The 13,518-nt window shown below is 39.4% G+C and carries 14 protein-coding genes; all 14 read right to left on the bottom strand.

Annotated features, from left to right (window positions below; all coding sequences use genetic code 11):
* Positions 1–206 precede the first annotated feature (206 nt).
* Positions 207–890, bottom strand: a complete 684-nt coding sequence (locus Q8M41_RS09840; RefSeq protein WP_305365092.1) for a gluconate 2-dehydrogenase subunit 3 family protein — start codon at positions 888–890, stop codon at positions 207–209.
* A gap of 4 nt (positions 891–894) precedes the next feature.
* The gene (locus Q8M41_RS09835) at positions 895–2,634 is read right to left on the bottom strand and encodes a GMC family oxidoreductase (RefSeq protein WP_305365091.1); all 1,740 of its coding nucleotides are present in this window, start codon (positions 2,632–2,634) and stop codon (positions 895–897) included.
* Positions 2,635–2,755: 121 nt separating this feature from the next.
* Positions 2,756–3,256, bottom strand: a complete 501-nt coding sequence (locus Q8M41_RS09830; protein WP_305365090.1) for a biotin/lipoyl-containing protein — start codon at positions 3,254–3,256, stop codon at positions 2,756–2,758.
* Positions 3,257–3,259: 3 nt separating this feature from the next.
* Positions 3,260–3,931 carry a DUF4159 domain-containing protein gene (locus Q8M41_RS09825; protein WP_370870470.1) on the bottom strand — a complete coding sequence of 224 codons (672 nt, stop codon included), beginning with the start codon at positions 3,929–3,931 and terminating at the stop codon, positions 3,260–3,262.
* Positions 3,928–4,629, bottom strand: coding sequence for a 16S rRNA (uracil(1498)-N(3))-methyltransferase (locus tag Q8M41_RS09820; RefSeq protein WP_305365089.1), 702 nt, complete (start codon positions 4,627–4,629; stop codon positions 3,928–3,930). The genes Q8M41_RS09825 and Q8M41_RS09820 overlap by 4 nt, the downstream gene beginning before the upstream one ends.
* A gap of 15 nt (positions 4,630–4,644) precedes the next feature.
* Entirely contained in the window at positions 4,645–5,964 is a 1,320-nt protein-coding gene (locus tag Q8M41_RS09815; protein WP_305365088.1) for a hemolysin family protein, read from the bottom strand.
* 5 nt (positions 5,965–5,969) lie between these two features.
* Entirely contained in the window at positions 5,970–6,512 is a 543-nt protein-coding gene (locus Q8M41_RS09810; RefSeq protein WP_305365087.1) for an inorganic diphosphatase, read from the bottom strand.
* A gap of 5 nt (positions 6,513–6,517) precedes the next feature.
* The gene (locus Q8M41_RS09805; protein WP_305365086.1) at positions 6,518–7,177 is read right to left on the bottom strand and encodes a DedA family protein; all 660 of its coding nucleotides are present in this window, start codon (positions 7,175–7,177) and stop codon (positions 6,518–6,520) included.
* Between the two features lie 45 nt (positions 7,178–7,222).
* Positions 7,223–8,602, bottom strand: a complete 1,380-nt coding sequence (locus Q8M41_RS09800; protein WP_305365085.1) for an NADH-quinone oxidoreductase subunit N — start codon at positions 8,600–8,602, stop codon at positions 7,223–7,225.
* A gap of 4 nt (positions 8,603–8,606) precedes the next feature.
* Positions 8,607–10,070: a NuoM family protein gene (locus Q8M41_RS09795; RefSeq protein ID WP_305365084.1), complete on the bottom strand. Its 1,464-nt coding sequence runs from the start codon at positions 10,068–10,070 to the stop codon at positions 8,607–8,609.
* Between the two features lie 23 nt (positions 10,071–10,093).
* The gene (nuoL, locus tag Q8M41_RS09790; RefSeq protein WP_305365083.1) at positions 10,094–12,001 is read right to left on the bottom strand and encodes an NADH-quinone oxidoreductase subunit L; all 1,908 of its coding nucleotides are present in this window, start codon (positions 11,999–12,001) and stop codon (positions 10,094–10,096) included.
* 76 nt (positions 12,002–12,077) lie between these two features.
* A complete protein-coding gene (gene nuoK / locus Q8M41_RS09785) occupies positions 12,078–12,407 on the bottom strand; it encodes an NADH-quinone oxidoreductase subunit NuoK (RefSeq protein ID WP_305365082.1) in 330 nt (109 codons plus the stop codon).
* A gap of 3 nt (positions 12,408–12,410) precedes the next feature.
* The gene (locus Q8M41_RS09780) at positions 12,411–12,914 is read right to left on the bottom strand and encodes an NADH-quinone oxidoreductase subunit J (protein WP_305365081.1); all 504 of its coding nucleotides are present in this window, start codon (positions 12,912–12,914) and stop codon (positions 12,411–12,413) included.
* Between the two features lie 100 nt (positions 12,915–13,014).
* Complete coding sequence (locus Q8M41_RS09775; protein ID WP_305365080.1) at positions 13,015–13,515, bottom strand: NADH-quinone oxidoreductase subunit I; 501 nt, start codon at positions 13,513–13,515, stop codon at positions 13,015–13,017.
* Positions 13,516–13,518: the final 3 nt, after the last annotated feature.

Raw genomic sequence — 13,518 nt, 5'->3', positions numbered from 1 at the left:
CTCAGTTAATGTGAACAATACATTAAGTGAATATGACCATTAAAACATGTTCATAGTAATGCAGAATCGATCCTTGATTGGCCGAAGTAAATTATGAACCAAATGCAATAAGTTATTTATCTCTTACAGGAATTTACCACAACTCATAACCTATAACTTATTACTTACAACTTATAACCTACAACTTATAACCTACAACTTACAACTCAACTATCCCAGGTCATAATTTTCCCCCGATCCTCTGCTTTCAGACATTCTGCAAGAGTCTTTTCATCATATTCAAGCCCATACTGTTTCAGTACATCATCCGGAACACCATCCCATGCATTAGGTTGATTTCCTTTGTATTGCATATCTTCAATACCTTCTTTACTTGTGAAAAATCCGGTAGCTGTCAGGTTGCGCATTGTACTGAAAAAACTAACCCCAGCAGCATTCTCAGGTGCTGCTTTCTCAGGAAATGCAATCAGTTCGACGAGTTCAATCTGCTGCGCTTTAGAAGCCTCAGTAAATGATTTTTTGAAAAGTTTAAGCGATTTCAAATCCAGCCATTTCAAACCACCTCTCATCGGGGTTTTATACCGGGGCTGGTCTTTTACAATAAACTCAATGAATTCGGGAACTTTAGCATCACTTGCACTCCCCGACTTTTCGTCACGGGGGATGATAATATCGCATAATACTGTAATTGAGCTCATTTCAGCTGCACTGAAGAACTTTTCAGCCATCAGTTTCTCATCAATCAGTTTTTCTTCGGTTGTCCGGCCATATACTCCGGCCTTATCTTCTCCGGCGGATTGTGCTCCATCCTTTTTATCGCATGATGTTAGCAAGGTTCCAACACTTACTGTTCCAACAGCCAGTGCTTTGAGTGAATCTCTTCTGTTCATCTGATTAAATATTTTGTTTTTTTAACTGATCAACGATATACTCTGATGCGCGTAAAGAAAGTGCAAGAATAGTCCAGGTTGGATTCTTATCCGCCTGAGAAACAAATGCACCACCATCCACTACAAACAGATTTTTGACATCATGTGCCTGATTGTATTTATTTAATACCGACCTATTCTTGTCATCACCCATCCGGGTTGTTCCAACTTCGTGAATAATCCTTCCGGGAGCTTCCAGTCCATACTTTTTATCCTCTCCGGGTTTAACTCCGCTGGCAATACCTCCCATAGAATCAATAATCTCTTCAAAAGTATCCTGCATATGTCTGGCCTGCTTTATCTCCTGATCAGTCCAGTTATAATTAAACTTCAAAACAGGAATTCCATATTTATCAACTACATCAGGATCAATTTCACAGTAGTTCTCTATTCTGGGAATGCTCTCTCCACGACCGGCAAAACCTACAGTGGAACCATAGTATCTGCGGTAATCATCTTTCAAAGAGGCACCATAGCCTCCTGCAGCCTTCATTTTGCCATCCGCACCAGGATGCGCACCATTCATTCTTTCGATTCCAAAACCGAAACCGTAGGAAGGCATACCCAGGCCACCCCAGAATTCGATATGATAGCCACGGGCAAAATCAAGTTTTTTATTATCGAGCCACCATGGAATATAAAGGTGGAGACCCCCAACACCGTCCTCATTATAGCGCTTTCTGTCCATCAGCTGAGGGATAAATGCCCCACGTGATGCACCGGTAGAATCATGCAGATACTTACCTACCATTCCACTGGAATTGGCCAGACCGTTTGGATGTGCACTTGATTTAGAATTTAGTAATAATCTGGCAGATTCGCAGGCACTTGCTGCAAGAACAACAACTTTTGCATTAACCTGATATTCCTGCATATCTGTTTTATCAACATAGGATACCCCTGTGGCTTTACCTTCACGGTCGGTAAGAACTTCCCTTGCCATCGCATTAACATAAACATCAGCATTCCCTGTTTTCCTTGCGGGTTTAACGAGGCAGGTTGATGAAGAAAAATCGGCATGTACAGAACAACCCCGGTTACACTGGTTACAGAAGAAACAAGAACCCCGATCATTATTTACCGGTCTCGTTAAAATAGAAAGTCTGGAAGGGATGACCGGTATTCCAATCTTATTTGCAGCTTTCTTAATCATCAGCTCATGAAGTCTTGGCTTAGGAGGAGGAAGAAAATAACCATCCGGCTCATTATAAATTCCTTCTTTAGTACCAAAAACCCCAATCATTTTATCAACCCGGTCGTAATAAGGCTTTACATCATCGTAACCAATAGGCCAGTTATCACCTAAACCATCAAAATCACGACGTTTAAAATCTTTGGGGCCAAAACGAAGGGAAATCCTTCCCCAGTGATTGGTTCTTCCACCAAGCATACGCGATCTGAACCAATCGAATTCAGTTCCATTCTTTTTTGTGTAGGGCTCTCCTTCTATTTCCCACCCACCATAAGCAGCATCAAAATCACCAAAGGCACGGTTTGTACCTGCACCTCTTCGGGGTGATTCATAAGGCCATTTAAGCTGGGTTTTCTGTTCAGGATTTGCAGGGTCATAATCTGGACCCGCTTCGAGTAATGCCACCTTCAGTCCGGCTTCAGTTAATACTTTTACAGCCATTCCGCCACCTGCACCGGAACCCACGATACAAACATCGTAAAGTTCACCTTTGGTTTTAATTTCTATTGACATCAGGAAATTCTTATTATTTAGCTTAAATATGCTTGAAAATAAACAATATTTATTTGCGGGAAGAAATAATATTCAAGGAATACTATGTTTCCCTCAAGAAATTTTAATTGGCCATTCGGTCTCACGCAAAGATCATCACAACCTGGTTCTTTTCGACCTTATCGCCAGACTTAACTTTGATTGATTTTATTTTTACATCGGCAGGAGCCTTTATAATATTTTCCATCTTCATTGCTTCAAGAACAAACAAGTTACCTCCCTTTTCTACTTCTTCCCCTTCGGCAGCCAAAATCCTGATCACCAAACCAGGCATAGGAGCTTTGACTTCTGAAACCTTGGTGGCTTTTAAATTATCCATTCCCAATTGATGCAGCAGTTCATCAAACTGATCAGTCATCTGCATCGAATAAATATTGGTGCCAACCTTAACCGCACAGGATTTTTCATCCTTGTTTAAGTTAATCAGTTCTGCATTATAGGATTTGCCCTTATGAATTACATGAAAGGTCCGATCATTGATTCTGACTATGTCTGCATCGATTGCCTGATTATTGATTATCCTAACATCTTTTTCAGAACTGACTTCAAAACTGAACTTGTCATTTACCTTTATCTTAAGCATATATTATTGAGTTAAGGCGTACTGAACCAGATTTGAGCCCATTTTTAGTGCTTTTTGGCGGGAATCTTCTGAATCGCCGGCATATGTTCCAGCATCCTCCCATCCATTACCAAGATCGCATTCGAAAGTATAATAACAAACTATCCTTCCTTTATAAACTAGTGCAAGGCCTTGGGGGCGCTTACCATCATGTTCATGAATCTTTGGAAGTCCGGCAGGAAATTTAAACTTTTGATTATAGAGCAAGTGATTAGATGGTAATTCTACAAAATCAAGCTCTGGGAAGACTTTCTTCATCTGTGGACGGATGAATTGATCTAAGCCATAATTATCATCAATATGCAAAAATCCACCACCAGTCAAATACTTGCGAATATTCAAGGCTTCCAGATCAGAGAACACAATATTACCGTGACCCGTCAGATAAACGAAGGGGTAATTAAACAGATCTATGCTTCCAGCCTCAACAATGGCCTCTTCCGTATCAAAATTGGTTCCGATGTTTTTATTACAAAAGTTAATCAGGTTGGGAAGGGCTGTACGGTTCGCATACCAATCCCCTCCCCCATTGTATTTCATTTTCGCAATCTTATAGGTCGGAGCCTGAAATGAGAAAAACATTCCTGTAAAAAGAAAAAGTACAATCAATAAATATGTGCTTTTGAAATACTTCATCTGTTTAAAAAATTTATCTCGAAACAGGCTTCCAAAGCGGCGGTTTCAGTCCTTAATCTGGATTCACCCAGACTTATCGGCACAAAATTTTGCTTCATAGCTGAATCAATTTCAGCAGAAGTAAAATCTCCCTCAGGGCCTATCATTACAAGATAATCAGAATTGAGCTTGAATTGATCCTTGATAGCCGATTTTTTACTTTCGATGCAGTGAGCAATAAATTTATTGCTCTGCTTACTTTTCATAATGAAATCAGAAAAGCGTTCGGCTTCATTTAACTTTGGATAAAATGCTTTAATTGATTGCTTAACCGCAGTGGTGATTACTTTGTTCAGGCGCTCTGTTTTGACCTCCTTACGCTCTGAACGGTCACAAATGATTGGAGTAATCTCGTCGATGCCGATTTCAGTAGCCTTCTCAAGAAACAACTCCAGACGCTCAATGTTTTTGGTTGGGGCAATAGCAATGTGCAGGTAATGATTCCTCCTGCCATAATTTTCATGGACACGAAGAATATTAATCCTTGTTCTTTTGGGATGTGCTTCCTCTACAATTGCATCATATAAGCCACCTTTGCCATCAACCAGATTAAGCAGGCTTCCCTTCTGAAATCTTAAAACTTTAATACAATGTTTGCTCTCCTCTTCACTCAGGATATAAGTATCAGAATTTATATCAGGTGTATAGAAAATATGCATGGACAGCCCTCCGGATTAATGAATATCCACTGCATCCTCACTGTCAATTACTAATTCAAGTTTAACAGATTCAACATTCTGATCAGCCTTCTTTAAGATAGTAATAACATATCCATTAAAATCACTGGCTTCCCCAACATCCGGGATCTTTCCAAAAATCTCACTCACAAGACCAGCCACGGTATCATAATCGCCATCTTCAGGAAGATCGTGCGGAAGGTATTCATTTACATCATAAATTGAGGCTGTCGCATCGATGATAAATTCGTTCGCCGATACTTTTTCGACAATTGGCTTTTCCTCATCGTATTCATCCTGAATATCGCCAACAAGTTCCTCAACAATATCTTCGGCGGTCACCATACCTGCTGTACCACCAAATTCATCCAGAACAATAGCGATCTGGATACGCTTCAATTGCAATTCACTTAATAGATCATTAATCTTTTTAGTTTCGGGAATGAAATAAGGTTTACGGATGATATCTCTCAATACACACTCCTTATTTTCTGCTAAAAGAGGCAGAATATCTTTAGCATGAACAATTCCTACAATCTTATCAATCGTTTCGTCATAAACAGGTATTCTGGAATATCCTTCCCTAATAATTATATCCAACACTTCTTTATGAGGAGTATTCAGTTCGATTCCGGATATCTTGGTCCTGGGTACCATGATATTCTTAACGACACGATCGTTGAAATCGAATACATTCTTTATTAGTTCATGTTCATTAGTTTCAAGTGCGCCACTTTCTTTACCTTTATCAAGCAGATACTGGAGTTCTTCAGAACTATGGTGCGCCTCTTGACCTCCTATTGTACTGATTCCCATTATCTTAAGAATGAAATTTGCAAAGCCGTTAAGCAGCCAGATAAAAGGTCTGAACAGCAAATAGAAGAAATGAAGTGGTAAAGCAATTCCCATGGTTGTACCGATAGGACGCTGAATAGCAAGAGATTTCGGAGCCAACTCACCAAATACGATGTGCAATACTGTAATTATCGCAAATGCGAGAACATGACCAATATTTGTGGCAATCGAGGAGGACATATCTATATTTATCAAATTGAAGAAATTGCTGACAATTTTAGTCATCACTTCTTCTCCAACCCAACCCAATCCCAATGAGGCAAGTGTAATACCTAACTGGGTTGCAGCAAGATAACCATCCAGATGCTGAGTCATGTGCTTGGCAATCTTTGCTACCCGGCTACCGGTTTTGGCTTTAATTTCAATCTGTGAAGCACGCACTTTTACCAATGCAAATTCAGCAGCAACAAAAAAGCCGTTAAGAAAAACAAGGAAAAATGTAAAAAACAGCGCGATGCCCATGTTAATTATTTATTTAAAAATGTGGTCTTATATAATTGAAGACTTTCCTTGATGACTTTATATGCATAATTTTTGCCAAGTAAATGTTCAATACTAACATTTTTGCGTTCCAGGGCTTTATAATCCTGAAAAAACCGCACAATCTCCGTCATAGTATGTGGAGGCAATTCTTTCAGATCCTCAATATAATTAACAGACATATCATTCCTGGCAACAGCTATAATTTTATCATCCTGCTCACCATTATCTACCATATGCATTACCCCAACAACTTTCGCTTCAACAATAGACATGGGGTAAACGTCAACAGAACATAAGACTAATATATCCAAAGGATCCTTATCATCACAATATGTCTGAGGAATAAAGCCGTAATTAGCCGGGTACATAACGGATGAAAAAAGTACGCGATCTAATTTAATCAGGCCTGACTCTTTATCAATCTCATATTTTGCTTTTGATCCTTTTGGAATTTCAATAATTGCATTAACATGTGAAGGGATATCTTCACCGGGTGAAACGTTGTGCCAGGGATGGTCTTTATTCATTTTATTTAAGGATTTTGCTCTTCTTCATCGCTCCTGTCTCCTTCAATTTTCCTTTTTAAATAGGTTACAATTAACGGTATAGCTGTTATCAGTATAAAACCAATAATTATATATAACAGATAGTCATTTATCTCTTGTTCAAAACTCCTGCCAAGATAAAATCCAAGCAAAGTTAAGGATGTAATCCAAAGAAAAGCGCCCGATATATTATAAAATGCAAATTTATTAAAATCAAGCCTAACAATCCCTGCAATTATTGGTGCAAAAGTCCGGACAATTGGTATGAACCTCCCCATAATCAGAGCGAAAGCACCTTGCTTTCTGTAGTAAACTTCAGCAGCTTTGAGGTATCTCTTCTTAAAAAAAAAGGAGTCCTCTCTCTGATATAGGACTGGCCCGGTCCTCTTACCAAACCAATACCCAACAAAATTACCCCCAACTGCAGCTGCAATTAAACCGGCTATCAGTATATAAATTGATACATCAAGTTTATTGGTAGCAACAAACATTCCGGCAAGGAATAAAAGATAGTCTCCAGGTAGGAAAAAGCCGAAAAACAAGCCCGTTTCGGCAAATATTACAAAGAGAAGCAAGTAAAAACCCCCTTCTCGAAGCAATTTCACAGGATCAATAAGATGTTGAAAATAGTCCCAGAACTCGTGCATAAAATCAATATGCGTAAAGCTACAATATTTATGTAATAATTTGGCTTAGAAAAGGTTGGATATGAAGCCTGGATAGACCCCAACAATAATCGTTAGCAAGGCAGAAAATCCAAGAACAAAATTAAAGTAAGGGGATGACTGAATCTCTGAACGTTCTGCAGATTTAAAGTACATCGCTACCACTACTCTTAAATAGTAATAGATTCCGATTACAGCATTAATAACTGCAATAATTACAAGCCAGATATGATATTCTGACAAAGCCGTTGAGAACATCATAAATTTCCCGATGAAACCGGCAGTTAATGGTATTCCTGCCAAAGAAAGCATTGCCACAGTGAGCGTGAAAGCAATAAAAGGATTTCTTTTAGCAAGTCCTGTAAAACTATCAAAATTATCAGATCCGGTTTGGCGCTTAACGAGTATAAGCACAGCAAATGCGATAATGGATGCTATTGAATAGGCACTGGCATAAAGAAAAACGGAATTGCCAGAACCCGGACCCAAAGCAATAATTGCAAACAACATATAACCTGCATGCGAGATACTCGAAAAAGCAAGCATTCTTTTAAAGCTATGCTGGTATAAAGCGGTTACATTCCCAATGAACAGGGTTAAAACAGAGATGACCAGCAAAACAGGCATCCAGAAATCATGAAGCGGTGCAAAGCAAATCATGAATAAGCGTAAGAAAGCAGCAAATCCGGCAGTCTTAACTACAGTACTCATGAAAGCAGTAATGATTGTAGGAGAACCTTCATAAACATCCGGAGTCCAGAAATGGAAAGGAGCGGCACCGACTTTAAAACTAAGTCCAATGATCATTAATGTCAGGCCTGTATAGAATAGCGGTGAGATCTGAGTGGGGTTTGAAATGACATACTCTTTAATAACACCCAGATCAAAGCTGGCGGTTGATCCATACAGAAATGCAATTCCCATCAATAAAAATCCTGTAGAAAAAGCACCTGTCAGAAAATACTTTAAAGCAGCCTCATTGGATTTAAAATCATTTTTACGGATACCTGCAAGAATATAAAGACTCACCGACATGATCTCAATACCAATGAACAGCATCGAGAGATTGTTGAAAGACACCATAACCAGTATCCCAATCAGTGCGAAAAGTATGATTGCATAGTATTCTGCAACATTATCGCTGATATGTTCAAAATAGTCTTTGGATATCAGCAAAATCAGCATAGTTGACACAATACCTATCGAAGTAAAGGCTACAGCAAAATTGTCAAACTGCATCATTCCACTGTAAATTGGTGCAGCACCCGAGTTCCACTCAAGTAAAGCTAAAACTAGTCCGACAGCCAGGCCAAGCAAAGTAACAGGCAGCAAAGCATTTTTTGCCTTATACAAGCCTAAGTAAAGAACCAGAATGGCTAAAATAGATAGGGTTATTAATGCGTTCATGCTTTTATTTAACTAATATTTTTTGATTGACCTGATCTAACAGGTTAATAACTGCAGCTTCTGAAATATGCAGGATTGGCTGAGGGTAAACCCCGATTAAGATCACAAGTGCTGAAATAAGCAGCAAAACTGATTTTTCTGTTCCATCAAGATCTTTAAAAATTGCTGTACTTGAATTTACTGGCCCAAGCATCACCTTCTGATACATTCTTAGCATATAAACTGCTCCGAAAATAATAGTCAAACCGGAAATAGCTGACAGCCAGATATTATGATTGTAGACTCCCATTAACAGCAAGAACTCTCCAACAAAGCCATTAGTAAGGGGTAAGGCAACAGTACCCAGTAAAACGATAAGGAAAGTAATGGCAAGAATTGGTGCCGGTTTTGCGATTCCTCCCATCTGAGTCATTTCACGGGTATTCATCCTGCGGATAAGAATATCTGCAATGAAGAACATCCCAACCACATTGATGCCGTGATTTAGCATTTGTATCATTGCTCCTTGCAGCCCTTGCAGGTTCCAGGCAAAAATACCGGCTGAGATAAGTCCGACGTGTGCAATTGATGAGTAAGCAATCAGGCGCTTAATATCATTCTGAGTAAATGCAATAATTGATGCATAAACAACGCCAATTACCGATAAGATCAACGCTGTTTCTCCCCATGCATCAAAACCAAGTGGCGCAACAGGAATTAACCAGCGAATAACTCCATAAATACCCATCTTAAGCATGATACCTGAAAGCAGCATGGTTCCTGCAGTCGGAGCTTCAGTATAGGTATCCGGCTGCCAGGTATGAAATGGAAATACAGGCATTTTGATTGCAAAAGCAATAAAGAATGCCCAGAATATCCATGCCTGAGTTACAGAATCAAGTTCAAGTTTATAAAACTCTGCTATATCATAACTATTGCCCGGAGTTTGTAAATGCAGGTAGATAATCGCCAATAACATTAATAAACTACCGGCGATAGTATAAATGAAGAATTTCAAATTGACCTTTATACGATTCTCGCCACCCCATAATGCACAAATGAAGTAAACTGGTATCAATGCTGCTTCCCATCCGATATAAAAAAGAAAGCCATCCAAAGCTGTAAAAACAAGCAATAAACCAGTCTGCATGAAAAATATCAATGCATAAAAAGCAGTAACATTCTTAATATCATGTTTATAGCTTGATAAAATAATGATTGGAATAAGGAGGTTGGTAAGTAATAAAAGCACCATACTTATACCATCGACTCCAGCCTTAAAATGAATCCCAAACTGTGGAATCCAGGCCAGATCAACAAGAAACTGGGTGCTGGCATCCGGAATAAAATTCAGATATAAATAAATAGTGATAGCAAGGGATACTAAAGACAAAACACCCGCAAGCCCCTTAACTATTGTTTTGCCTGAAAGGAGGATGACCAGTGCAGCAATAAGCGGAATAAAAATTTGTAACAGTAAGATTTCCATTTAAATTGTTCTACTCCTTAATATTAAATTTTATACATACTATAAACCAGTAAGGCCAGGATTCCGGCAACCATCATAAAGATGTAAAAGCCAACCATACCGGATTGAAGTAATCTGAAAGTTTTACTTGCTTCTACCGCTCCCTTTCCAAAGCCATTCACCAATCCGTCAATACCTGCTTTATCCACAGTTCTGAAAAAGAATCCGGACAATGCATTTAGCGGACGGGTAATAAGTGCATCATAGATCTCATCTACAAAAAACTTATTGTAGGAAAGACGAGCTAGTCCGCTGCGTCCTGTAATTTCATCTGCAGGAATATGAGCTTGTTTTACATAACGGTTATAAGCATACAGCATTGCAATTATTGCAGCCCCAACAGAAACAGCCATAAGAATGTATTCTGTTGTATGGTCTAAAGTCAGGTGGCCCGATTTGGAAGCAGAAGCTTCAAAAACCGGAGCAAGGAAACCAGCCAGCCAATGGCTGCCGCCAAATACTGCAGGAATTCCGATCAATCCGCCCAGAGCAGAAAGGATTGCCAATACGATCAAAGGAACTGTCATGGATGCTGGTGATTCATGTAAATGATGTTCCTGATCAGAGGTTCCACGGAATTTTCCGTTAAAAGTAAGATACATCATCCGGAACATGTAAAATGCGGTGAACATGGCACCAATAACAGCGATCAGCCAGAAAATTTTGTTGCTTTCATAAACGTGTGCAAGTATCTCATCCTTCGAGAAGAATCCTGAAAAAGGAGGAAGTCCGGCAATTGCAATTGTCCCGATCATCATGGTAAGATAAGTAACCGGCAATTTCTTTTTCAGTCCGCCCATATTTCGCATATCCTGCTCATTACTCATGGCATGAATGACTGATCCTGCACCAAGGAAAAGTAATGCTTTAAAAAACGCATGGGTGATTACATGAAAGAATGCCCCGGTATAGGCTCCAACTCCTAATCCAAGAAACATATATCCCAACTGAGATACAGTTGAATAAGCTAATACTTTTTTAATATCAGTCTGAGTTACAGCAATGGCTGCAGCAAGGAAGAGCGTTGCAAGTCCGATAATGGCTACCACTCCGAGAGTTTCGGGTGCCAGTGTAAATAAAATATTAGAGCGGGCAATCATGTAAATACCTGCAGTAACCATTGTCGCAGCATGAATCAGGGCTGATACAGGAGTAGGCCCGGCCATTGCATCAGGCAACCAGGTAAACAATGGAATTTGTGCCGACTTTCCTATAGCTCCTATAAATAATAAAGCCGTAATTAAAATCAATACTGAATCACCTGAAGCCATATTTGCAGCCTGAGGAAAAACACTGGAGAATTCTACACTGTTGAAAGTGGCAAAGATCAGGAAAACAGCAATCAAAAAGCCTAAATCACCGATACGGTTCATCACAAAAGCTTTTTTTGCCGCACTGGCATACGATGAGTTAGTGAACCAGAATCCGATAAGCAGATAAGAGCATAAACCCACGCCTTCCCATCCGATAAACATGACCACATAATTGGAACCAAGCACCAATAGTAGCATGAAAAATATGAACAGATTCAGGTAGGAAAAGAATTTAGCAAAGCCTGCATCATGGTGCATATATCCGGTTGAATATACATGGATCAGAAAGCCAATCCCGGTAACGATCAGCAACATTAATGCACTGAGAGGATCAACAAGGAAAGAAAAAGGAATCTTCACATTTCCTGCACTAATCCAATCGAAAATTGGAATAATGAAAGATTTTGTTTCTGCTGAATTCAGTTCAAAGAATATCCCCAAACTAACCGCAAAAGAGGCAAGTACTGTAAGGCAACCCACAAAACCAACAACAGCTTTGGGCAGGGTATTACGGCCTAATCCGTTGATGAGGAAACCTAAAAGTGGAAATAAAGGAACTAACCAGACTAAATTTATCATTATTATATGCTAATTATCATACTATACACCCTGTCATCCCTGTCTGCCGTCAGGCAGACTGAGTCTCAGCAGAGGATTACCACTTAAGTTTATTCAAAATATTAACATCAGTTGAGTTGGTGTTTCGGTAAACCATTACAATGATGGCCAGACCGATTGCCACTTCAGCTGCTGCCAATGCCATTATAAAAAATACAAATACCTGCCCTGAGGGATCATTATGATGAACTGAGAATGCAGTGAGTAAAAGATTCACAGCATTAAGCATCAATTCAATTGACATAAAAATTACGATAGCATTTCTGCGGATAAGTACTCCAATTACACCAATCGCAAAAATGATTGTGCTTAACAGGATATAATGATTTAAAGGTACACCTTGAATTGCCTGAGTTACATTTTCCATGATCTATCCCTGTTTTATATCTTTTTTAGCTAATAGAACGGCTCCAACCATCGCAGAAAGTAAGAGAATAGATGATATCTCAAACGGTAACAGGAATTTGCTGAATAAGACCTTTCCGAGGTTTTTCACAAGACCAAGGTCCTGAGTTTGCAGAACCAGGGGATCGGAAGCATTTAATGCCTTGACCGATCCAACCAATGTTATGACAAGACACATACCTGCAATGACGCCTACCATTTTAAGAAGATTGGATTTCGAACCGACTGAGCCCTCATTCAGGTTAAGCAGCATGAGGACAAAAAGGAAGAGTACCATTATCGCACCCATATATACGATGAAGTTCACAATAGCAAGGAACTGTGCATTCAGCATGATATAGTGCAGGGTAAACGTAAAAAATGTGACAATGAGATAAAGCACGCTATGCACCGGATTCTTCGAAAATATCACCAAAAGGGCGAAGAATATGGTTAAGAAAGCAACAAAATAAAAAAGAGATATACTCATTAATACGGTATTTTAATCTTTGCTCCGAATTTGGGCAAAGGTATAATTTCTGCCGAAATAATTACAGGCTCCGGCTGCCTCAAATTTAAAAATATTAGTCCTATTGAACCTTCATAGGCTCTTCAACCAGCTTATCCTTACCATAGATGAAATCCTTTCTGAGGTAATCTGCAGGAACGATAGGACCATCCAGATAGATCGCTTCTTTCGGGCAAGCTTCTTCACACAACCCACAGAAAATGCAACGCAGCATATTGATCTCGTAAACAGCCGCATATTTCTCTTCACGATATAAAGCTTCTTCACCCTTCTGACGCTCGGCCGCAATCATTGTGATTGCTTCTGCCGGACATGAAAGTGCACAAAGTCCACAGGCCGTACAACGCTCACGACCTTCTTCATCCCTCTTCAGTGAGTGCATACCTCTCCAGTTTTCAGAAAATTCGCGTTCAACCTCAGGATAAAAAATAGTCTCCTTCTTTTTGAACATGTGCCTGAAAGTTATTCCCATCCCCTGAAAAATTGCCGGAAGGTATAATCGCTCCCAGAAATTCATTGGTTTCTGTTCTAAAACTTTTTTTCTGTTACTTAATGGTTCCATAGA

This window comes from Daejeonella sp. (assembly GCF_030684675.1).
Lineage (GTDB): Bacteria > Bacteroidota > Bacteroidia > Sphingobacteriales > Sphingobacteriaceae > Daejeonella.
This window is presented reverse-complemented; position numbering and strand designations above follow the sequence as displayed.